At 63.1% G+C, this 21718-nt stretch carries 18 protein-coding genes; 14 read left to right on the top strand and 4 right to left on the bottom strand.

Annotated features, from left to right (window positions below; genetic code table 11):
* The first annotated feature begins 10 nt into the window (after positions 1-10).
* The 4 genes from CS006_RS05530 to prmC all read left to right on the top strand — a co-directional run bounded on the left by CS006_RS05530 (position 11) and on the right by prmC (position 4319).
* On the top strand, positions 11-1645 hold the full coding sequence (locus CS006_RS05530) for a PucR family transcriptional regulator (RefSeq protein ID WP_100510782.1): 1635 nt from the start codon (positions 11-13) through the stop codon (positions 1643-1645).
* A 135-nt stretch (positions 1646-1780) separates the two neighbouring features.
* Positions 1781-1993 carry a 50S ribosomal protein L31 gene (gene rpmE / locus CS006_RS05535; protein ID WP_100510783.1) on the top strand — a complete coding sequence of 71 codons (213 nt, stop codon included), beginning with the start codon at positions 1781-1783 and terminating at the stop codon, positions 1991-1993.
* A 122-nt stretch (positions 1994-2115) separates the two neighbouring features.
* Entirely contained in the window at positions 2116-3207 is a 1092-nt protein-coding gene (gene prfA, locus CS006_RS05540; RefSeq protein WP_165777264.1) for a peptide chain release factor 1, read from the top strand.
* A 227-nt stretch (positions 3208-3434) separates the two neighbouring features.
* Positions 3435-4319: a peptide chain release factor N(5)-glutamine methyltransferase gene (gene prmC, locus CS006_RS05545; protein WP_100510913.1), complete on the top strand. Its 885-nt coding sequence runs from the start codon at positions 3435-3437 to the stop codon at positions 4317-4319.
* Between the two features lie 4 nt (positions 4320-4323).
* Here prmC and CS006_RS05550 read toward each other — a convergent pair whose 3' ends face one another.
* Complete coding sequence (locus CS006_RS05550) at positions 4324-4998, bottom strand: sugar O-acetyltransferase (RefSeq protein WP_243386763.1); 675 nt, start codon at positions 4996-4998, stop codon at positions 4324-4326.
* A gap of 146 nt (positions 4999-5144) precedes the next feature.
* Between CS006_RS05550 and CS006_RS05555 the strand changes: the two genes are divergently transcribed.
* From CS006_RS05555 to guaB, 4 genes are all read left to right on the top strand, one after another.
* The gene (locus CS006_RS05555) at positions 5145-5846 is read left to right on the top strand and encodes an L-threonylcarbamoyladenylate synthase (RefSeq protein ID WP_100510785.1); all 702 of its coding nucleotides are present in this window, start codon (positions 5145-5147) and stop codon (positions 5844-5846) included.
* On the top strand, positions 5843-7048 hold the full coding sequence (locus CS006_RS05560) for an MraY family glycosyltransferase (RefSeq protein WP_100510786.1): 1206 nt from the start codon (positions 5843-5845) through the stop codon (positions 7046-7048). The genes CS006_RS05555 and CS006_RS05560 overlap by 4 nt, the downstream gene beginning before the upstream one ends.
* 77 nt (positions 7049-7125) lie before the next feature.
* Complete coding sequence (locus CS006_RS05565) at positions 7126-7677, top strand: Cg1360 family ATP-synthase-associated protein (protein ID WP_100510787.1); 552 nt, start codon at positions 7126-7128, stop codon at positions 7675-7677.
* A 66-nt stretch (positions 7678-7743) separates the two neighbouring features.
* On the top strand, positions 7744-9288 hold the full coding sequence (guaB, locus tag CS006_RS05570; protein ID WP_100510788.1) for an IMP dehydrogenase: 1545 nt from the start codon (positions 7744-7746) through the stop codon (positions 9286-9288).
* A gap of 218 nt (positions 9289-9506) precedes the next feature.
* Here the strand turns inward: guaB and CS006_RS05575 are convergent, their stop codons facing one another.
* The 3 genes from CS006_RS05575 to CS006_RS05590 all read right to left on the bottom strand — a co-directional run bounded on the left by CS006_RS05575 (position 9507) and on the right by CS006_RS05590 (position 15422).
* The gene (locus CS006_RS05575) at positions 9507-11279 is read right to left on the bottom strand and encodes an aryl-sulfate sulfotransferase (protein WP_243386765.1); all 1773 of its coding nucleotides are present in this window, start codon (positions 11277-11279) and stop codon (positions 9507-9509) included.
* 867 nt (positions 11280-12146) lie between these two features.
* The gene (locus CS006_RS05585; protein ID WP_100510790.1) at positions 12147-13415 is read right to left on the bottom strand and encodes an MFS transporter; all 1269 of its coding nucleotides are present in this window, start codon (positions 13413-13415) and stop codon (positions 12147-12149) included.
* A 249-nt stretch (positions 13416-13664) separates the two neighbouring features.
* Positions 13665-15422 carry a glycoside hydrolase family 13 protein gene (locus CS006_RS05590; protein WP_100510791.1) on the bottom strand — a complete coding sequence of 586 codons (1758 nt, stop codon included), beginning with the start codon at positions 15420-15422 and terminating at the stop codon, positions 13665-13667.
* Between the two features lie 370 nt (positions 15423-15792).
* Between CS006_RS05590 and CS006_RS05595 the strand changes: the two genes are divergently transcribed.
* The 6 genes from CS006_RS05595 to CS006_RS05620 all read left to right on the top strand — a co-directional run bounded on the left by CS006_RS05595 (position 15793) and on the right by CS006_RS05620 (position 21328).
* Entirely contained in the window at positions 15793-16836 is a 1044-nt protein-coding gene (locus CS006_RS05595; protein ID WP_100510916.1) for a LacI family DNA-binding transcriptional regulator, read from the top strand.
* A gap of 87 nt (positions 16837-16923) precedes the next feature.
* A complete protein-coding gene (gene orn, locus CS006_RS05600; RefSeq protein ID WP_100510792.1) occupies positions 16924-17631 on the top strand; it encodes an oligoribonuclease in 708 nt (235 codons plus the stop codon).
* Between the two features lie 392 nt (positions 17632-18023).
* Entirely contained in the window at positions 18024-18668 is a 645-nt protein-coding gene (locus CS006_RS05605; protein WP_100510793.1) for an amino acid ABC transporter permease, read from the top strand.
* A gap of 1 nt (position 18669) precedes the next feature.
* Complete coding sequence (locus CS006_RS05610; RefSeq protein WP_100510794.1) at positions 18670-19335, top strand: amino acid ABC transporter permease; 666 nt, start codon at positions 18670-18672, stop codon at positions 19333-19335.
* Positions 19336-19487: 152 nt separating this feature from the next.
* Entirely contained in the window at positions 19488-20378 is an 891-nt protein-coding gene (locus tag CS006_RS05615) for a substrate-binding periplasmic protein (protein ID WP_100510795.1), read from the top strand.
* Between the two features lie 212 nt (positions 20379-20590).
* Positions 20591-21328: an amino acid ABC transporter ATP-binding protein gene (locus CS006_RS05620; protein WP_165777272.1), complete on the top strand. Its 738-nt coding sequence runs from the start codon at positions 20591-20593 to the stop codon at positions 21326-21328.
* Positions 21329-21718: the final 390 nt, after the last annotated feature.

Below are 21718 nucleotides of genomic sequence, written 5' to 3' on the forward strand. Positions count from 1 at the left end.
GATGTGAACCATGCCGATCACCCTCAACACGTTGTTGGAACAGCGCTCGCTGAAGCTTTCCCTGGTGGTGGAGGGGGCCGCCGGGGCCATCGACACCCCCATATCCTGGGTGCATTCCTCCGAATCCGCCGACCCGACGCCGTATCTCGAGGGCGGCGAACTGCTGCTGCTGACCGGACTGCTCATGCCGGAGGACGCGCCGGACGAGCGGTTCCGCCGGTATGTGGCGCGTCTGGCCGACACCGGGATTCGCGGCATCGGGTTCGGCGTGGGCGTCCATCATGCGGACATCCCCGAATGGCTGGTCAGACAGTGCGAGATGAGCGACATGCCGTTGTTCTCCGTGCCGCTGGAGATCTCGTTCATCGCCATCACCAAGACCATCTCGCGCGGCGTGGCCGACAGTAAGCAGCAGGGGTTCGCCCGCCTGTACCGCAATCAGCAGCAGCTCATGCGCTCCGTGCATACGCTCGATCCGGTGAGCACCATCATCTCCAGGACTGCCGAGCTCATCGGAGGCTGGGCCGCACTGCTCAACCCGGCGGGCGCCGTCGTGGAGTCGTCGCACCGTTTCCTGCCCATCGAGATATCCGCGCTGGGCGACACCCTCACGTTCAGCACGCTCGGCGAGGCGAAGTTCGTGGCCATGCGCGGCTACGACATCGCCGTGTTCCACATCGTCTCCCCGACCGGCCAGACGCTCGGCTACCTGGTGGCCGGATACCGCGGCGAGAAGGGCACGCTCGACCATCCCCTGGTCGCACAGGCGGCGGCCCTGCTGTCGTTGGCGATCAGCAGCTCCGCCGACGCCAACCGCGCGTTGGGCCGTCTGCGCTCCGCCATGGTGCGCCAATGCCTGGAAGGCGGCGCGGAGATGGTGCGTCCGTATGCCTCCGACCTGTGGGACGGCATGCCGGCCGAACCGCTCGCCGTGCTGCGCGTCACCGGCGAGCAGGAGGCCCTGGAGACGGCCCAGCGTCTGTTCGAGCCGTTCAGGAAGTCTCTGGCCAAGAACATGAACCCGGCCGTGTTCGGCATGATCGAGGGCGATCTCTGGGCCGTGGTCTCGCAGTCGAACGCGGGGGAGTGGATGACGAGCCTGCTGCGCGACTCGCGCGTGGTCGTCGGCCAGTCGTCGGGATGCATCTGGCGCGACCTGCCGCGCGCCCGCCACGAGGCGTACCAGGCGGCGTCCGAGGCGATGACCTCGGGCGAGCAGTCGCTGCGGTACGGCCAGTCCGAAGGCGGCGGCTCGCTGGAGAACATGGTGGAGCCGTCCAAGATGCGCGCCTTCGCCGACCTCAAGCTCGCGCCGATCGCATCGCTCGAATTCAATCTGTCGGTCGGCCCCCACGGCGAGAACACGCGTTCGTCGGGGAGGAAGACGCCGGCCGGTGGCTCCGGGGAGGGCATGACCCTGCATGCCGTGGACGTGCTGCGCACGTGGCTGCGCTGCCGGGGGCGGGCGGAGGAGGTCGCCCGCGCGCTCGGCCTGCATCGCCACACCGTCACGAAATACATGGCGAGGATATCCAAGGCCCTTTCCGTCGATCTTGCCGATCCGCAGACGGTCGCCGAACTCTGGTATGCATGCCGGTTCACCCGTTTCGGCGGTGCGGCCTCGGATCGCCGGGGGAAGCGTTGACGGCGACCCGGCATCGGGGCCATCCCTGTTTTTGCGTTCGTCCGCCCGCTCGCGTATAATCTCGAAGGTTCCGGTTCACGTTGCGCCGTAGGGGCGTGGCGACCCGGTCCTGAAATAGATCCTTAGGAGTTAACTATGCAGAAGGGTATCCACCCCGAATACGTGCCGACCGAGGTTGTGTGCTCGTGCGGCAACACCTTCGTCACCCGCTCCACCGTCACCTCCGGCCACATCACGGCCGATGTGTGCGCGAAGTGCCACCCGTTCTACACCGGCAAGCAGAAGATTCTGGACACCGGTGGTCGCGTGGCCCGCTTCGAGAAGCGTTACGGCAAGAAGGCCAAGTAGCAGACGTTGCAACGCCAGTCCGTGTGGAAACGCTTGTTTCCGCCACGGGCTGGCGTTTTTGTATGCTTGAAAAGACTTACTAAGACTTCCCGATAGACGACTTCCCTATAGAAAAGGCGATCATGGCAGAAGAGTTCCCCGCGGCGAAGACCGCATTGGAGGAGTACCACCGCATCGAGCAGGAGATGAGCCAGCCCGAGGTGGCCTCCAACCCCGACAAGATGCGCAAGCTCGGCCGTCGTCACGCCGAACTGAGCGCCATCGTCTCCGCATACCAGCGCTACACGTCGTTGAACGACGACTACGAGGCCGCCAGGGAGATGGCCGCCGAGGACCCGGACTTCGCCGAGGAGGCCAAGCGTCTTGAGGTCGAGATTCCCGACGCCCGCGAGAAGCTGCGTACCGCGCTGATCCCGCGTGACCCCGACGATGCGCGCGACACCATCATGGAGATCAAGGCCGGCGCCGGCGGCGAGGAGGCCGCACTGTTCGCCGGCGACCTGCTGCGCATGTACATGCGCTATGCCGAACGCCGAGGCTGGGCGACCGAGATCCAGAGCCAGAACGGCACCGAGCTCGGCGGCGTCAAGGACGTGCAGGTGGCCATCCGCGCCAAGGGCGCCGTGGCTCCCGCCGACGGCGTCTGGGCGTCGCTCAAGTACGAGGGCGGCGTGCATCGCGTGCAGCGCGTGCCCGTCACCGAATCGCAGGGACGCATCCAGACGTCGGCCGCCGGCGTCATCGTGTTCCCCGAGGCCGATGACGACGACGATGAGATTCAGATCGACCAGAAGGACCTCAAGATCGACATCTTCATGAGTTCCGGTCCCGGCGGCCAGTCCGTGAACACCACGTACTCCGCCGTGCGCATGACGCACATCCCCACCGGCATCGTGGTGAGCATGCAGGACGAGAAGTCGCAGATCCAGAACCGCGCCGCCGCGCTGCGCGTGCTCAAGAGCCGCCTGCTGGCCATGAAGCACGAGCAGGAGGCCGCCGAGGCCGCCGACATGCGTCATTCGCAGGTGCGTTCCCTCGACCGTTCCGAACGCATCCGCACCTACAACTTCCCCGAGAACCGCATCGTCGACCATCGCACCAACTACAAGGCGTACAACCTCGACCAGGTGCTCGACGGCGACCTGCAGGCCGTCATCGACTCCGACATCCAGGCCGACGAGGCCGCCCGTCTCGCCGCCGCCGACAAGCAGTGACCGCGCGCATGGCATATTGGGGATAACTCCCCTCAGACCGCCTGCGGCGGCCAGCTCCCCTCAATATTGAGGGGAGCCAGAATAGGGAAATCGGGCAATGGCTCCCCTCATGGAGGGGACGCTGGCTCGCGGCATGAGATTGAAGGCGCCGCCAATGGCTCCCCTCGCTGAGGGGAGCTGGCTCGCGAAGCGAGGCTGAGGGGAGGGATACCGCCATGGCGGAACACATGAACATCGCCGCAACGCTTAAAGAGGCCGCGCGTCGGCTCGCTGCGGCGGGAATCGATACGCCGGCCTTCGATGCGAAGCTGCTGCTCGCCCACGCCGCAGGCGTGGAACCGCGCGACGTGGACAAGGCGATACTGCTCGGCGACGCCCTGCCCCTCGACGAGGCCGCGTTCGACACCATGATGGCCCGACGCGTCTCACGCGAGCCGTTGCAATACATCGTCGGTCATGCGCCGTTCCGCTACATCGACGTCGAAGTCGGACCGGGCGTGTTCATCCCCCGGCCGGAAACCGAAACCGTGGTGCAGGCCGGAATCGACTGGCTTTCCGAGCGTGGAATCGATCATCCGCAGGTCGTCGACCTGTGCGCCGGAAGCGGCGTCATCGGCCTGTCCGTCGCCGTCGAAATCCCCGGCAGCGAGGTCTGGGCGGTCGAGCTGAGCGAAACCACCCACGCGTGGACCGAGCGCAACCGACGTCGCGTGGCCGCAGACCATCCGGACATCGAAGACCGCTATCATCTCACGCTCGGCGACGCCACGGACGCCGACACGTTGCGTGATCTCGACGGCATCATCGACCTGGTGATATCCAATCCGCCGTACATCCCCGAAACCAACGTGCCGGAACAGCCCGAAGTCCGTGACCACGACCCCGAGCTCGCCCTATACGGCGGCTCGGCGGATGGACTGCGCATCCCCGAACGCATCATCGACCGTTCGGCGGCGCTGTTGCGCGACGGCGGCGCACTCGTCATGGAACACGACATCTCGCAGGGCGAGGCGCTGCGTGAATACGCCGCCGCGCACGGATTCGCCGACGCCCGCACAGGCGACGACCTCGCCGGCAGGCCGCGATACCTGTTCGCGGCCTACTGCGCGTAATGGCCTACTGCGCGTAATCCTGATAGACGCTGGCGTCCTTGTCGGTGATGGTCTTGATCACGCGGGCCGGATTGCCCACGGCCACCGAATTCGCCGGAATGTCCTTCGTCACCACGGCTCCGGCGCCGATCACGCATCCGTCGCCGATGGTCACGCCGCCCAATACCGTCACATTGCCGCCGAACCAGCAGTTCGAGCCGATGACGATCGGCCTGCCGTATTCGTAGTCGTAGAAGGTGCCGTCCTCGCGCTGACGCACGTTGCGGTCCTGCCAGCGCAGCGGATGCATCGGCGGCAGCAGCGACACATTCGGTCCGAACAGCACGTCGTCGCCGATCGTCACCGGCGCACAGTCAAGCACGGTGAAATTGAAGTTCGCGAACACGCGCTTGCCGATCGTCGTATGGATGCCGTAGTCGAAGAACACCGGCCCCATCACGTCGAGCCCCTCGCCATGACCCGGCAGCAACTCATCCAATACCTCTGCGCGGGTCTTCTCGTCGTTGCGCGACAGCGAGTTGAACCTCGTGCACAGGTCGCCGGCCTTCTTGCGCAGTTCGACGAGTTCGGCATCGGACGCATCGTACAGCTTGCCGGAAAGCATCTCCTCGCGCTCGCTGGCGCGCGGCGTGCGTGGTTCGACGGGGGGAACGGTGAATTGGGCTTCTTCGCTCATCATGCACTTCCTTAGTATATGCAATATGTATGTGTGCGCTCTCATTAGAACGTTCTTAACGTATCATAATTCATGGGTCGACAGGCGTGCCCGCCCATCGTCGGCACGCAGTGGTGCAATGGTGAGGCTTAAGGACACGGGAGGAATATATGGCCCGAATCATGCCGATCGACGAAGAGTCATTGCGATTGGCCGCCGAGGCGATCAGCGCCGGCGAAATCATCGTGGTGCCCACCGACACGGTGTATGGCGTCGCCTGCGATCCGAGGAACCCCGATGCCGTGGCGAAGATCTTCGCCGCCAAGCATCGTCCCGCGGCCAAATCGCTGCAGGTGCTGTTCTCGTCCGTCGACGAGCTCGCCGACTATGCGCTCGATCTTCCCGTGCCGCTGGACAGGTTGTCCCGCCGGTTCCTGCCGGGTGCGTTCTCGCCGATCTGCGTGGCCCGTGACGGATGCCCGCTGGCGACCGTCCGCGTCGATCCGAACATGCATCCGAGCCGCACGCAGGGCATTCGCGTGCCTGATTCGCGTGATACGTTGCGCATCCTGCGCGCCACCGGCCCGCTTGCCGCATCGAGCGCCAACCTTTCCGGCGGAGACTCGGCCCAGACCGCACAGCAGGCCGCCGACGCGCTGGGCGATTCCGTGGCCCTGTACCTCGACGGAGGTCCCACGCCGGGTCCGTTGTCGAGTACCGTGGTGGCCGCAGACATCCATGGTCGCGACGGCATCGCGATTCTGCGCGAGGGCGTGATCGACCAGAACCGCATCCGCCAGGCACTGCATATGACGGCCGGCCGGCACGCCGGCACCGAAGGTCACGACGAGGACGGAGAGGAGCGCGCATGAGGGTCTATCTGTTCATCGCCGCCATCGCGGGCGGCGCCACATTCCTGCTCACGCCGCTGATCCGCCACCTGGCCATCGAGTTCGGCGCGGTCGGCGAGGTCCGTGCGCGCGACGTGCATACCGTGCCGACCCCGCGCATGGGCGGCGTTGGCATGATGCTCGGCTTCGTGGTCGCCATGTGCTTCGCCAGCAAGATGTCGCTGACGCGCGGACTGTTCCACAACACCATGCAGCCATGGGTCATCACCATCGGCGCCGTGCTCATATGCCTGCTCGGCGTATGCGACGACCGCTGGGACCTCGACTGGATGCTCAAGCTCGCCGGACAGCTCATCATCTCCGTGTTCGTGGCATGGGGCGGACTGCAGGTGGTGTCGCTGCCGTTCGGCTCCCTGGTCGCGGCCTCGCCGAGCATGTCGATGGCCATCACCGCCATACTCATCGTGGCGTCCATCAACGCCGTGAACTTCGTCGACGGCCTCGACGGCCTCTCCTCGGGCATCGTCGCCATCGGCGGCGTCGCCTTCGCCATATATTCGTACATCATCGCGCGCAATTCGCCGAGCTACGCCTCGATGGCCACCATGATCGACGTGGCGCTGGTCGGCATCTGCATCGGCTTCATCCTGCACAACTGGCATCCGGCCAAGCTGTTCATGGGCGATTCCGGCTCCATGCTGCTCGGCTATCTCGTCACCTGCGCCTCCATCGTGATGACCGGCCGTCTCGACCCGACCACCATCCACGCGAGCATCTACCTGCCGGTGTTCATGCCGATTCTGCTGCCGATCCTCGTGCTGTTCCTGCCGGTGCTCGACATGTGTCTCGCCATCACGCGACGTCTTGCGAAGGGCCAGTCGCCCATGCACCCCGACCGCATGCACCTGCATCATCGCATGCTGCGGATCGGGCACACCGTGCAGGGGGCCGTGCTGATTCTGTGGGGCTGGGCCGCGCTGATCTCCTTCGGCTCCATCATGGTGCTGTTCTTCCCCGTGAAGTACGTCCTCATCGGCTTCGCCATCGCCACCGTGGTCTTGACATTCGCCACCCTCTACCCGTATTTTCGTAGGCGTATACCGGAGTTGCGCGCGGAGAACGCGGCATTGGCCGCATCGCGCGACCCGGCCAGGGAGAACATGGGCCGGCCGAAACACAGCACGGATACGGTGTCTACCGGAAAGCACGGAAGACCCCAGTGACCACAGGTCGCGTATGACGGCACGAATCATACGCGCGGCCAGGCATGACGGACAACGGGAAGAAAAGAGCATCGAATATGAGCGACGAAACGAATCTCACCGACAAGACTGCGCATACCGAGACGACGGACGGCACTGCTTCCGGCTCCGAAGGCACGAAGGGCCGCGGACTGTTCCACAAGCCGCCGCGTGTGGGGGAGGAGACCGTCTGGCAGCTCATGTACCGCGCGATCTACCAGAGCCTGCTGTTCATCGGCGTCTTCGCCGTGGTCAGCGCCATCGCCGGCTACATGTTCTCCGGCCTGCACGGCATCTGGTCGGCGGTCATGGCGCTGGTCGCGGTCATTCTGTTCTGCCTGTCGAACCCGGTGCTGGTGTCGGTGCTCAGCCGCCTGCATCTGCGCCCCGCCGCGTACCTGACATGGTTCCTGCTGGGCTGGATGATCAAGGTCGGCATCGTCGTGGCGGTGCTGCTGGGCATCAAGGACGCGCAGTGGCTCGATCCCAAGCTGTGCGCCGTGTTCCTGCTGATCGGCGCGGCCATCGTGCTCGCCGCGGAGATTCATACGGCGGCCACGTCGCGCGTTCCGTATGTCGACCCGCCGAAGCGCGATCGTTTCGAGGACTGAGATGTCGATTTCGTGTCCGAGACACGAAATGGTAATGAGGTCTACGCACGCCTATAGAGTAAATCTATGGCTTCTAACACTTCAGAACAAGAGTCCACTTACAAACCGCTCGCCACTCCATTCCAGCAGCTTGGACTGGCCTATGATGACGTTCTGTTGCTCCCCAACGAGACCGACGTCATTCCCTCCGAAGTCGATACCTCGACCCGCCTGACGCGCGAGATCACCATGAAGTCCCCGGTGCTCTCCTCCGCCATGGATACGGTTACCGAAGCCCAGATGGCCATCGCCATGGCCCGTAACGGCGGTATCGGCGTCATCCACCGCAACCTCAGCATCGAGGACCAGGCCAACCAGGTCGACATCGTCAAGCGCAGCGAGTCCGGCATGATCTCCGACCCGCTCACCGTGCAGCCCGATGCCACGCTGACCGACCTCGACAAGCTGTGCGCCGCCTACCACGTCTCCGGCCTGCCGGTCGTCGACAAGGACGACCACCTGGTCGGCATCATCACCAACCGCGACATGCGCTTCGTGAACCCCGACGACTACGACAGCCTCCGCGTCTCCGACGTGATGACCAAGGAGAACCTCATCACCGGCCCGGCCGACATCTCCAAGGAGGACGCCCACCGTCTGCTCGCCCAGCACAAGGTCGAGAAGCTCCCGCTCATCGACGGCAACGGCAAGCTCGCCGGCCTGATCACGGTGAAGGACTTCGTGAAGACCGAGCAGTACCCCGACGCCACCAAGGACGAGCAGGGTCGTCTGCGCGTGGCCGCCGGCATCGGCTTCCTTGGCGACGCCTGGCAGCGTGCCACCGCCCTCATGGAGGCCGGCGTGGACGTGCTCGTCGTCGACACCGCCAACGGAGAGGCCCGTCTGGCCCTCGACATGATCCGTCGCATCAAGGCCGACCACGCCTTCGACGGCGTGCAGATCATCGGCGGCAACATCGCCACCTACAACGGCGCCAAGGCCATGATTGAGGCCGGCGTCGACGCCGTCAAGGTCGGTGTGGGCCCCGGCTCCATCTGCACCACCCGCGTGGTCGCCGGCGTCGGCGTCCCGCAGCTCACCGCCGTGTACGAGGCCTCCCGCGCCTGCAAGGAATTCGACGTTCCGTGCATCGCCGACGGCGGCATCCACTACTCCGGAGACATCGGCAAGGCCCTCGTGGCCGGCGCCGACTCCGTGATGCTCGGCGGCCTGCTCGCCGGCTGCGAGGAGGCTCCGGGCGAGAAGGTGCTGCTGCACGGCAAGCAGTACAAGATCTACCGTGGCATGGGCTCCCTCGGCGCCATGGCCCCGCGTGGCAAGAAGTCCTACTCCAAGGACCGCTACTTCCAGGCCGACGTCACCACCGCCGACAAGGTCGTGCCGGAAGGCGTCGAAGGCCAGGTGCCCTACCGCGGACCGCTCAACTACGTGCTGTACGAGCTGGTCGGCGGCCTGCACCAGACGATGTTCTACGTCGGTGCCCACAACATCCCGGAGCTCCAGACGAAGGGCAAGTTCATCCGCATCACCGACGCCGCGCTGCGTGAATCCCACCCGCACGACATCGTGATGACCAAGGAAGCCCCGAACTACACCGGCTTCCACAGCTGATCATCCGTCTGATATCGGCATGACAAGGGGCCTCTCCCATGAACGGGAGAGGCCCCTTCGCGTATCTCGGAACCAGGGAAGCCGGGACTTTAACGGTGCCTTATGGTCGTTCTTCGCCGTGAAAACGACCATAAGGCACCGTGAATTCCGGATATCGGGATCATCCGCCCCTGTTTCTGCGCCGGTCTGCGTTTTTTACGGGCTGCTTCGCCGTGCCGCTACGCGAACCAGAATCCCTTGAAATCGTACTTGAACACGCGATAGATGAACGCGCTGTTGATCTTCATCGTGTAGTCGCGCAGCAGCGTGCCATCCGAGTTGTATACGCCCCACGTGCCCTTGATGCCCGACTCGGTGATGATTGTGCCGTCCAAATACTCCTCGGCGCTGCTGATGTAGCCCGAATACGGCACCGCGAAGCGCTTGACCAGCTTGTACGTGCCCGCCTTCTCGTCGACGAGATACTTCTGGAAGTACGATTTGTTGCTCGTGTCCCGCGACGCCAGCTCCGTCACCATGCCGGGGATCTGCGACCAGTCGTAGTCGGTCGTCGAGCTCACGCCGCCGTTGTTGTTGAACATGTAGATGTAGTACTGGCCTTCGGGCAGTGAATCGTCCTTCACATACGTCACCGTGTGCTGGCCTCCCGAACTGGGGAAATCACCGATCTTGGTGAGGTTGTACTTCGCGTAGTCGGTGCTCTGCCAGAACGTCTTCTCGCCGATGATGTACTTGAGCGTCGGCTTGGAACTCACGTCGTCGATCTTGATGACCGACGACGTCTCGCGCGAGCTGACGATGATGCTGTTGTCGTCGCTCACGTACTGGATGGTGTTGAGATGGATCCAGTCCCATGCGTCGGAGCCGGAATCCGTCGACGTGGCCTTGGCGTCGGCGTCGTGCTTGGTGCCGGCCTTGTACGATGCCATGAGCGTGCCCATGTCCACGGCCAGCGTGGTCTTGCCGGATGCGAGGTTCACGCGCACGACCTTGTCCTGTACGGAATTGCCCTTCATATCGGTGGCGAGTACGAGCAGGTTGCCGCTGTCGTCGAACACGTAGTCGTGGTGGAGTATGTACCGGCTGCCGAGATTGTAGAACTTCTCGATGCGGCCGAGTTTGTTCATCGCCACGATGTCGTGCGTGGACGCGCTGTAGTACATGAGCCCGTCCTTGAAGACGAGCCGCTGCGCACGATAATAGAGGATGGGGATCTCGCCGCGCAGCACGCCATAGTCGTCGTACAGGTAGATGAGGTCCTGCTCGTTGCTGTCGTTGCCGAGCACCGCGTACAGGCCGTTGCCCATCGTGCCGGCGTATTCGGTCTGCGTTCCCGTTTCGGTGACGGAATGGTCGAGCTGGATCTGTTCGCCTCCGATGGTGGCCGGAGCCTTGCGATGAATGGTCCTGGTGGTGGTGCTGCCGTCTCGCTTGGTCAATGTGATGGTGACGTCGTTGTCCTTGCCGGGGATGAGGCCGAGCACCTGGAACTCATGCACGGTGGAGTAGCTGTCGCCGCCCGACGGCGTGGCCGAGAAGTCGGGGTAGTCGGTCTTCGGGGCGCTCACCGTATAGGAGACCTTGACGATGTCGTCGGTCTTGAAATACACGTACAGCGACGTGGTGTTGGTGCCGTACGGATTGTTCTCCACCAGCATGTGGTCGGCCGTCCATGTGCCGGACGTTTTCTTCTCGTCGATCTTGGTCTGTGCCGCAGTCTGGTATTCCTCGGTGTATATCTTCTCGATGTCGGCGCTGGCGCTGGTCTTCGCGGCCGCCCGCTGCGAGGAGAACGCGACGATACTCACCGTCGCGGTCATGGCGACGGCGACGACGGCACTGCACACGGTCTGCATGGTACGGCGGGTGCGGCCGCAGGTACGGCTGATGGTCGGCGTCGATTGCGGTTTCTGGGATTGGGATTGGGACTGCCGGAATTGCCGGGACTGCCGGGGCAGAAGCGATCTGATGGCTTGCGCGATGGACTGCATGATGGGCCTTTCGACGAAACGATTACGCGCATGCCAAGTCGGGTAATCGTGCCGGATGATGGCCTACGAACGGTCGTGTCGGACGACGGCCTCCGGACGACCATGCCGAACGGATCCTGCCGGACGGTCGCATGCGTGGAACGTCTTCAATCTACGGACGTCATCTCCGCCGAATCTGGAGCGAACCTGAAAGCCGCGTGCAAACTCCCGCAATCATCCCTGAGGATGATATTCGCTAGAAAATGCCGCCGTGGTTCATCGGGAGCGTCGTCGTGATTTGTCGTGTTGCGTCGGCCGTCATGGATTACGCCGCATTTTGCCCGTATCGCGCCGCCGTCCATCAAAAACGGGTCGATTCCCATGGACCGCGTCGCATTTCGCGTAAATTGCGGCGCGGTCCTGACATTCAGAATTATCGATTGCTCAAAACCGCATGATTCCAACAATCCCAAAATCACGAATACCAAATTCTGATGGATTGCGTTGCAAAACCACCGATTTGCAACGCAATCCATCGAGAACGCCGGTATTTTCATGGACTGCGACGCAAATCGCTGATTTCACAACGCGGTCCATCGGAATCGCCGTGATTCTCGTGGATTATGGCGAGAAATCCGCTCCAATGCGGTGTCGTCCATTATGGGCATCGCCGCTGTCTGCCGCAGTGATTGATATTGAACGACTCACAGGATTTTGGGTGGCTTGGGATGGAGTATCCGAAGAGTGCGTGTGGCGGCGTCGGCGGAATGTGAAAAAGGCCCTGCTGCCTTTTGGGCTGCAGGGCCTCGGGGGAGGGATGGACGGAAACGGTAAGTCTGTTGGTTGGGATTGGTGCCCCGACTTTGCCGGGGCACCAACAGGTGGGTGTTACTTGACTCGCTTGATGCCGAGGACGGCGATCGCGGCGATCGCGGCCATGGCGATGGCGGTCGGGAACACGAAGTTGTAGGAGCCGGTGGCGGCGACGATGCTGGAGGTGATCGCCACACCGATGGCCTGGCCGGCGCAGGTGGCGATGTTCATGAAGCCGAGATCCTTGCCGGCGGTCTCCTTGTTCGGCAGCACGTCGACGTTCAGAGCCTGATCGACGGAGAGGTACATGCCGTAACCGAAGGAGGCGATGCCGCCGAAGAGGAACATGCCCATCTGGGTCGGGAAGATCCACGGCATGGCCAGACCGATGGCGAACACGGCGCAGGCGACGGCGATCGGGGCCTTGCGGCGGTGGAGGGCATCGGCGATCGGGCCGGAGATCAGGGAGGCGACCATCGAGGCGACCATGGTGAGCACGGAGATCACGGACATGGAGACGGCGGCCTGCTTGGTGCTCTCACCGATGTGGTCGGTCAGGATGTACAGCTGGTAGCTGAAGATCATCTGGTAGGCGACGATGAGGCAGGTACGGCAGATGAACGCGCGGTAGAAGTCGCCGCAATCCTTCAGCGGCGGGGTGAGGGACTCGACGATGACCTTCCACATCGGCTTGGAGGTGTCCTTCACCATGTCCTTGGAGGACGGCTCCTTCGGGGTGATGACCACGGCGAGCACACCGGCGGCGAGAGCGCACAGACCAGTGCAGATGAAGCCGACCTCGACGTTCTCGATGAAGCGGGAGCCGATGAGGGTACCGATGCCCTGGCCGATCACGCCGCCGCCACCGATGGCAGCGGAGACGGTAGCACGGTTGGATTCCTCGACACGGTCGGAGATCAACGCGTAGATAGGTGCCTGCACCATGTTCAGGCCGATAAGGGCGATGACGTAGAAGATGCCGATGAGCACGGCGGTGGACGGACGGCTCAGCGACCAGAAGCAGATGCCGTAGATGAACGCGCCGGTGAAGATCCACGGGGTACGCTTGCCCCAACGGCTGGCGGTACGGTCGGAGAGCGCGCCGATGAACAGCGCGATGAAGATCGAGGCGATCGAACCGGCCGAGTTGATGGCGCCGAGCGCGGCGGTCGATTCCGTGGCGCCCATGCCGAGGTCCGCGCGCAGACGCTGCGGGACCAGCACCGACATGGTGCCGAAGAACGCGACGCCGGACAGCACGGCGAAGGCCATGAAGCCGCCTACATAACGCCACTTCTCCGACTTGGTGTTTGCGGGAGTCGGATTCACTGTTGCAGTGGTCATTTTCCTTTTCTCCTCTTCCTTGAGTTGCTGATTATTCGTGTGAAGTCTTTCGCTTGCGAGAAATCCCTCTGCCGGATGGCTTCGGATTTCTCGAGGGGAGGGACCGGCATGTATGTTGCCCGACCGTAAGCTAGCGGCCGGCTTGCCCGGACGCGAGGCCGAACGGCCTTGAGTGTGTCGAGCGACATATGTGCCGGTCCCGACCGTTCCCGACAGAGAGATTGGCCCTATCCGGAACGGTCAGAGAGTTTAGAGCTGAATCCACGCGGAGGTGTCCTGGGGGAGCTTGCCGTCCTCGGTCAGCGGGCCGGAGGTGAGCAGCAACTCGCCGGCGGGCAGGTCGACCGGATCCGCGCCGAAGTTGGTGATCGAGGCCCAGCCGTTGGCTCGCTTGTAGGCGATGGTGCCTCCGGTGAAGCCGTTGGCACCATCGGGCTTGCCGCTGGAGCGGTCCTCGGGCAGCCATTCGATGCTCAGGTCGGTGGTCTGCAGCTTGTGGCGCAGCTCCAGGACCTTGCGGTAGAGGTTGAGCATGGAGTCCGGGTCGGCGTCCTCCACGTCGGCGGCGAAGTCCTTGTACCATGCCGGCTGCGGCAGATGCGGTTCCTCGGCGGCGTCGGCGGGGGAGAACCCGAAGGAGCCTCCGGTGCCGAACTCGTCGTCGGGGTGCTCAAGCTTCGGGGCGTCGGCCGCGGTCCACGGCAGCGGCACGCGGCAGCCGTCGCGGCCCTTGGTGCTGGCGGCCTGCGAGGTGCGGTGGCCGGACGGGTCCTCGACGCGGTCCCACGGGATGTCGGCGACCTCGAAGAGGCTGAGCTCCTCGCCCTGGTACACGTAGGCGGAACCGGGCAGGGCCATCTCCATGAGGATGGCGGCGCGTGCGCGCTTGGTGCCGAGCTCCTTGTCGAGCGGATAGGTGGTGCCGTCGCGCAGCACCCAGTCCTTGGCGAGCTGGTGGTATTCGCTGGTCGGCACCTGCGGCAGACCATAGCGGGTGGTGTGGCGCACCACGTCGTGGTTGCTCATCACCCAGGTGGCGGAGGAGCCGGAGCGGTCGGCGCTTTCGATGCCCTCCTCGATGGCCTGGTGCATGGCGTCGCGAATCCAGTCCTTCTTGGCGAACTCGAAGTTGAAGATCTGGCCGAGGTCGTCGGGGCTGGCGTACAGGTACTGGCGGTTGGGCTGCACCCAGGCCTCGGCAACGGCGAAGGCCGGCGGGTCGTACTCGTTGAAGACCTTGCGCCACTCGTGGTAGATCTCGTGCACTTCGTCGCGGTCGATCACCGGGTGGGAGCCGTCGTCGGGCTGGTCGGAGGTGCACCACACGACGTAGTTGTCGAGGTCGTCGCGGTCGAGGTCCTTGGCGAGGCCATGGGCCACGTCCACGCGGAAGCCGTCGGCACCGTGGTCGAGCCAGAAGCGCAGGGTGGTGAGGAAGTCCTCGCGCACCTCGGGGTTGTTCCAGTTCCAGTCGGGCTGTTCCTTGGTGAACATGTGCAGGTACCACTGGCCGTCGGGGACGCGCGTCCAGGCCGGGCCGCCGAAGTGGTTCTCCCAGTTGCTCGGCGGGATGTCGCCGTTGGGGCCCTTGCCGTCGCGGAAGATGTAGCGGTCGCGCTCGGGGGAGCCGGGGGCCGCCTTCAGGGCCTCCTGGAACCAGGGGTGCAGGTTGGAGGAGTGGTTCGGGACGATGTCGACGACCACCTTGATGTTGCGCTCATGGGCGGCCTTGGCGAGCTCGTCGAAGTCGTCCATGGTGCCGAGCTTGGGGTCGACGTTGCGGTAGTCATCGACGTCGTAGCCGCCGTCGGCGAGCTGGGAGGGATAGAAGGGGCTGAGCCAGATGGCATCGACGCCGAGCTTGGCGAGGTAGTCGATCTTCTCGGTCACGCCGGCGATCTGTCCGAGGCCGGATCCCTTCGAATCCTTGAACGAGCGGGGATAGACCTGATAGACGACGGCCTGCTTCCACCACAGAGCCGGGTCGCTGCTTGCGTTCTGTGCCATAACTCCTCCTTGAATCGGTTTTGAACGTTCTAGTCAAAACGTTTGTATCAGCGTGTTCAGTTTTCTATAAAAGCGTTTGCATTAACGGAAACGATAATCAAAGGTTCGAAAATGTTAAGTTTTGCCTACGTTTTCGTTGTCTCCTTTGACTGTTGAATCTTAGGCGATTGTTTGGGTGCCGTTTCCGGTTGATGTTGCGTTGGTATTGATAATAGCGTTTGCATAAAATTTATCAAAACGTTATCGGCGTGTCGTAATAATGTGAGCGCTAAAACGTTGGTATTGCAACGATGGTCAAATATGCAAACGTTTTTATGTATAATGACCAGTACCTGAGTAAGCAGCCATACGTCGGCAAAGGAGGCGAATGATGGCAAGAACCACGATTTCCGACGTGGCCGAGGCGGCCGGAGTCTCCGTGTCCACCGTATCCCGTGCGCTGCGCGGCCTCGACAAGGTCAATCCCGACACTCGCAAGAAGGTCGAGCGGGCCGCGGAACGGCTCAACTTCTCGTTCTCGAAGAGCGCGTCCTCGCTGGCAAGGGGCAAGACCATGAAGGTCGCCGTGCTGCTGCCCAACGAGATCAGCGGATGGTTCAACGCGCACGCATTCGAGGGCATCTATGAGGTGCTGTCCAAGCAGGGGTATGACGTCATCCCCAACGTGATGTGGGAGCAACGCGACCTCGACCGCTTTTTCAAGGCGTTGCCGAACAACCAGAACGTCGATGCCGTCATCGTCGTTTCGTTCGACCTCGACGACGACAAGAAGCGCATCCTCTCCGAACTCACCGTGCCGGTCATCGGCGTGAACACGCCCACCGACGACGGATTGGACGCCTCCGCAAGAATCGACGACTTCGCCGCCATGCGCAGCGCCGTGAGACTCCTGCATTCGCTCGGGCACCGCAATCTGGCCTATATCGAGCAGCCGGTCGTCTCGCCCTTCCTATGCAGTGCGGAGATCCGGCTGAATGGATTCCGCGAGGCGGCCAGGGAGGTGGGTTGCCGCGACGAGGATGTGCTCATCGTCCCCTCCGTCGCGCGCGCCGGAGGCCCTGGCGAGCAGGAGGAATACTCCGGCATCGCCGCCCAGCTGCTCAGCGCCCCCGTACGCCCGACCGGTATCTGCGTGGAGCATGATGCCTGCGCGGCCGCGCTCATCAAGGAGCTGCGCCGCCTCGGATGGGACATCCCCGGCGAGGTCTCCGTCATCGGATTCGACGACAGCTACATCGCCAACATCACCGGACTGACCACCATCCATCAGAACCCCGTGGAGACCGGTCGGCAGGCCGCCGCCCGGGCGTTGTCCCTCATGCGCGGCGAATGCCCCTCGGAGCCGTATGCCATCATGCCCACATCGATGGTCCTGCGCGACACCACCGGCCCCGCCGTCGAATCCGAAGCGTAGGGCGTCGTTCGGAGACGTTCGTCCCGGCGAAAATCGCGATACCGAGGTATGCTTGCCTGTTCCAATACCACAGGTGAAAGGGCGAACATGGCATCGCATAACGACAACGAGACCTTTGACTCCTCGGCCTCGCGCATGATCTGGATCGACTGCGAGATGACGGGACTCGACATCTTCCACGACGAACTGTGCGAGGTCTCCGTGGTCCCGACCGACTTCGACCTCAACGTGCTCGACGAAGGCATCGACCTCGTCATCAAGCCGTCCGACGCCGCCGTCGCGCATATGAACGACTTCGTGCGCAACATGCACACCTCCTCCGGCCTCATCGACGAGTGGAACGCCAACGGCCTGCCGCTCGACGAGGCCCAGCGCAAGGTCATCGAGTACGTGAAGCAGTGGCTGCCCGCCAAGGGCAAGGCCCACCTCGCCGGCAACTCCGTCGGCAGCGACAAGAAGTTCCTCGACCGCTACATGCCCGACCTCATGAGCCTGCTGCACTACCGCGTCATCGACGTGAGCACCCTCAAGGAGCTCTCGCGCCGCTGGTATCCGAACGTGTACCTCAACAAGCCGGCCAAGCACGGCGGTCACCGCGCGCTCGCCGACATCATCGAATCGCTCGACGAACTGCGCTACTACCGCAAGGCGTTCTTCGCGCCCGCCCCCGGTCCGGACGCCGACGAGGCCAAGGCCATCGCCGCCGACATCGAGGCCACCAGCCTCCTGCGCAAGTACGAGGAGAACGGCAATCCCGTCGAGGACGTCAATACTCCTGAGAAGGCCGATTACTAAATCGTCCTTCTCTCGGAGTATTTGTGCGCGACCTTGGCGGTCGCTCCCCTCGCCTACAGAGAGTCCACTGGACTCTCCGCTTGGCGGCTCGGCTCCTGAGAAGGTCGATTACTAAATCGTCCTCCATTCACATATGGATGGCCGCCGCGGTCGATGATGACCGCGGCGGCCGTTTTGTATCGGGTGGCGGTCGGATGTGTTACGAATGGACTACGAACTAGACCATGGTTCACTCCCGTTTTACATGGCGGCAAACAAAAGGGACTTTTCCCTCGCTGTAATAATGACCAACGCAGGGAGGAAGCGAACAGGCCGAATCGGCTGGTATTCCAACGTTTCCCATGATTTTCCCTGCAGGGGTTTCATTTGCGTTGCTAGTGAAGGGAGCTCGTATGGAGCCGCTTCTCGTAGTGCTTTCCGGACTTCCGATGACACTGCTCATCACCGTCGCGGCCTTCGCGATCGGCGCGGTGCTCGGAATTCCCATGGCGCTGGGACTGCGGACCGGCATCGCACCGGTCCGATGGATAGTCCGCCTCGCCGTCGACCTGCTGCGAGGCATACCCATGATCGTCTGGCTGTTCCTGCTGAAATTCGGACTGTCCACGCCAACATTCCGCATCACCGCGCTCGAGGCCGCGATCTTCGGACTCGGCCTCATCTCCGCCGGCTATCTCGCCGACATCTACCGCGGCGGACTGCAGGCCGTGCCCAAAGGTCAGTATGAGGCTGCGGCCGCGCTCGGCATCCCCGGCGTCGTATCGTTCTTCGGCGTCATCGTGCCGCAGGCCGCACGCATCGTCAGCCCATCCATCGCCACATATGCGATCGGCCTGCTGAAGAACTCATCCATCGCATCCACCATCGCCGTGGCCGAAATGGTCTTCATGGCCCAGGGCTACGCCAAGCAGAACATCAACTCCGTGGCCGGCGTCATGCCCTACGCCATCGCCGGACTGCTGTACATCCTGCTCAGCATCCCCATCGCCATGCTGTCGCGCAAACTCGATGCCAACCTCCGCAAGGCGGTGATCTGACATGGTGCCTAAGGAACCACTGCTGCAATTCTGGGGCGAAGGCCTGCCGAACATGCTCCACGGCCTGCAGATCAGCGCCGCACTCGCCGGCGTCTCCATGATTATCGGCCTGCCATTGGGCCTGCTCTTCTGCATGATGGTGATGGGCCGCAACCGTGTCGTCAGCACGATCGGCCTCGTCATCGTCGAAATCGGACGAGGCATGCCCGCCCTGATCATCCTCTACCTCGTCTACTTCGGACTGCCCAGCTTCGGCATCCTGCTCGAAAGCTTCCCCTCGGCCATCATCGCCCTCGCATGGAACTACTCGTGCTACTGCTCCGAAATATTCCGAGCCGGCATCCAGGCCGTGCCCGGCGGACAGAACGAGGCCGGAGACGCCCTCGGCCTCGACGACCGCATCACCTTCTTCTACGTCATCCTTCCCCAGGCGTTCCGGTCCATCATCCCCGCGCTGCTCGGCCAGACCATCCTGCTCTTCCAGGACACGTCGCTCGCCTACACCGTGGCCGTGCCGGAACTCATGAAGGAGGCCTACACGTACGGCTCCACCACATTCCAATACCTGCGCGTCTTCGTGCTCGCCGGACTGTGCTATGCCGTCGTCACGCTTCCCGCCTCCTGGATCACCCGCTGGCTCGAACGCCGGCTCGCGCTCAGCTACTGACGCCCCATCGTCGGCCGAACGCCCATCGGACGTGCCCGCGGCGGCCCGACCAACCGCCGCCCGCCAAAAATCCCACAACAATCACAACACGGTCGCCAACCAGCCGGTCGCGGCCCACAACACGGCCGGCCAATCACAGAGAGGAACACATCATGCGCATCACACGAGGAACGAAGCTGATGGCCGCGGCCTGCGCCGCAATCATGAGCGTCACCGCGCTCGCCGCCTGCGGCGGGTCGAGCTCGTCGGGAGCCAAGGCGAACTGTACTCCGCTGGTCTCCAACATCGCGACCATCAAATCCGGCACGCTCACCGTCGGCGTCATCGACCAGCCGCCGTACTCCAGCTACAACAACGGCAACCCCACCGGCATGGACATCGACTTCATCAAGCAGATCGCCGGCGCCAACTGCCTGAACGTCGAATACCAGCAGGCCTCCTTCGCCAACGCCATGCAGGCCATCGCCTCCGGCCAGATCGACACCGCCACCGGCGACATCAACGTGACCGAGAAGCGCGAGCAGGTCGTCGACTTCCCGCACTCCATCTACCTCGAAGGCGTCGGCTACGCCTCCAAGAAAGGCACCGACATCAAGGCCATCGACGACATCAACGCCAAGGGCATCAAGACCATCGGCATCGGCGACGGCTACGGCTGGCTCGCCGACATGCAGAAGGTCTTCGGCGACAAGGTGAAGACCTACCCGAGCTCCGTCGAAATGAAGCAGGACCTCGAAGCCGGCCGCGTCGACATGATCATGGAGGCGTACGGCACCGCCGTCGACGAATTCAAGGGCAACAGCAACATCGTCGTCGAATACGCCAACAAGAACCCCGACAAGCGCATCAACTCGCTCGTCGAGCCTCCCGAGGTGAGCTATCCCTACACCAAGGGCAACACCTCGCTCGGCCAGGCGTTCGACAAGGGCATCGAGAAGATCATCAAGGACGACAAGGTCAAGCCCACGCTCAAGAAGTACGGTCTGGACGAAGGCCTCGCCAAGATCCGCGACAAGCAGTACGTCGTCCCCGCCACGAACTGACGCAACGGAGACGCGGACCGATATCCGCCTACGGTAGCCGCCGACCGAACGTCGCATACGACGCGCGTTCGGCGGCCTCCGCGGGCATGTATCGAACGGACGAATGCGGCGCAAAGGCCGCAGACAAAGGAGAAATCATCATGACATTGGCAACGCTGGTCTCGCAATCCGTGGCCGCCAACACTACCGATGACATCGATCACAGCAAATACATGATCGAACTCGGCGGCGTGGTGAAGTCATACGGCGGCAACACCATCCTGCACGAGGTGTCGCTGCGCGTGGAACGCGGCGAGGTGTGCTCGATCATCGGCCCGTCCGGCGCCGGCAAATCAACGCTGCTGCGCTGCGTCAACCTGCTGGAGCAGCCCGACGACGGCAACATGGTCATCGACGGGCAGTTCGTGGACTTCACCGAAAACCTCGGCAAAACCGATTTGATGGCGCTGCGTCGCAAATGCGGCATGGTGTTCCAGCAGTTCAACCTGTTCCCGCACATGAGCGCGTTGAAGAACGTGGTGTTCCCGCAGATGCACGTGCTCGGACGCGGCAAGGCGGAGGCCGAGGAACGGGCCATGGAACTGCTCAAGCGCGTGGGGTTGGAGGACCGCGCCGACCACAAGCCCTCGCAGCTTTCCGGCGGCCAGCAGCAGCGCGTGGCCATCGCCCGCGCGCTCGCGCTCGACCCGGCCGTCATGCTGTTCGACGAGCCGACGTCCGCCCTGGACCCCGAGGTCAGCGGGGAAGTGCTCAACGTGATGAGGGAGCTCGCCGAAGGCGGCATGACCATGTGCGTGGTGACGCACGAGATGAGCTTCGCGCGCGACGTCGGCGACCATCTGGTCGTCATGGCCGACGGACGCATCATCGACGAGGGCGATCCCAAGGAGATCATGGCGCATCCGGTGAACGAACGGACGAAGCAGTTCCTCAGCGCCGTTGGGAGGTAGGTAGGTTTCGGGTGTTTGGGTGCTCCCCTCAGTCTCGCTGCGCTCGACAGCTCCCCTCCGTCGGGAGGGGAGCCGGAGAGTGTGCGCGTGGGGAGGTAGGTTTCGGGTGTATTTTTCCTCTGGCTCCCCTTCCCTCGGGGAAGGGGAGCTGTCCGCGAGAGCGGACTGAGGGGATGGGGAGCCCATCCCGTGCAGTGGTCTTCTTTGCTGAAGTGAAGAAGACCATTTTTTGTACTGTGTTCTAGATGTTTCGACGGTAACTTGACGGTAACACAAGAAAATAAGCCGTGTAACACGGAAGTCTATACTTTAAAAATAGAACACGTTCTAGAACAACGAATATAAAATTCCTTGGCAATCACGAACGTGGACGGCATAAAGAAAGGGGTG

The organism is Bifidobacterium primatium, assembly GCF_002802875.1.
GTDB classification, from domain to species: Bacteria; Actinomycetota; Actinomycetes; order Actinomycetales; family Bifidobacteriaceae; genus Galliscardovia; species Galliscardovia primatium.

Excerpts from the sequence above, each read along its gene's own strand:
- CS006_RS05550 (WP_243386763.1), bottom strand. The coding sequence starts at position 4,998 with ATGATGAGCGAAGAAGCCCAATTCACCGTTCCCCCCGTCGAACCACGC.
- CS006_RS05560 (WP_100510786.1), top strand. The coding sequence starts at position 5,843 with ATGAGGGTCTATCTGTTCATCGCCGCCATCGCGGGCGGCGCCACATTC.
- rpmE (WP_100510783.1), top strand. The coding sequence starts at position 1,781 with ATGCAGAAGGGTATCCACCCCGAATACGTGCCGACCGAGGTTGTGTGC.
- CS006_RS05590 (WP_100510791.1), bottom strand. The coding sequence starts at position 15,422 with ATGGCACAGAACGCAAGCAGCGACCCGGCTCTGTGGTGGAAGCAGGCC.
- guaB (WP_100510788.1), top strand. The coding sequence starts at position 7,744 with ATGGCTTCTAACACTTCAGAACAAGAGTCCACTTACAAACCGCTCGCC.
- CS006_RS05610 (WP_100510794.1), top strand. The coding sequence starts at position 18,670 with ATGGTGCCTAAGGAACCACTGCTGCAATTCTGGGGCGAAGGCCTGCCG.
- CS006_RS05585 (WP_100510790.1), bottom strand. The coding sequence starts at position 13,415 with ATGACCACTGCAACAGTGAATCCGACTCCCGCAAACACCAAGTCGGAG.
- CS006_RS05595 (WP_100510916.1), top strand. The coding sequence starts at position 15,793 with ATGGCAAGAACCACGATTTCCGACGTGGCCGAGGCGGCCGGAGTCTCC.
- prfA (WP_165777264.1), top strand. The coding sequence starts at position 2,116 with ATGGCAGAAGAGTTCCCCGCGGCGAAGACCGCATTGGAGGAGTACCAC.
- CS006_RS05555 (WP_100510785.1), top strand. The coding sequence starts at position 5,145 with ATGGCCCGAATCATGCCGATCGACGAAGAGTCATTGCGATTGGCCGCC.
- CS006_RS05615 (WP_100510795.1), top strand. The coding sequence starts at position 19,488 with ATGCGCATCACACGAGGAACGAAGCTGATGGCCGCGGCCTGCGCCGCA.
- CS006_RS05605 (WP_100510793.1), top strand. The coding sequence starts at position 18,024 with ATGGAGCCGCTTCTCGTAGTGCTTTCCGGACTTCCGATGACACTGCTC.
- orn (WP_100510792.1), top strand. The coding sequence starts at position 16,924 with ATGGCATCGCATAACGACAACGAGACCTTTGACTCCTCGGCCTCGCGC.
- CS006_RS05575 (WP_243386765.1), bottom strand. The coding sequence starts at position 11,279 with ATGCAGTCCATCGCGCAAGCCATCAGATCGCTTCTGCCCCGGCAGTCC.
- CS006_RS05565 (WP_100510787.1), top strand. The coding sequence starts at position 7,126 with ATGAGCGACGAAACGAATCTCACCGACAAGACTGCGCATACCGAGACG.
- CS006_RS05530 (WP_100510782.1), top strand. The coding sequence starts at position 11 with ATGCCGATCACCCTCAACACGTTGTTGGAACAGCGCTCGCTGAAGCTT.
- prmC (WP_100510913.1), top strand. The coding sequence starts at position 3,435 with ATGAACATCGCCGCAACGCTTAAAGAGGCCGCGCGTCGGCTCGCTGCG.
- CS006_RS05620 (WP_165777272.1), top strand. The coding sequence starts at position 20,591 with ATGATCGAACTCGGCGGCGTGGTGAAGTCATACGGCGGCAACACCATC.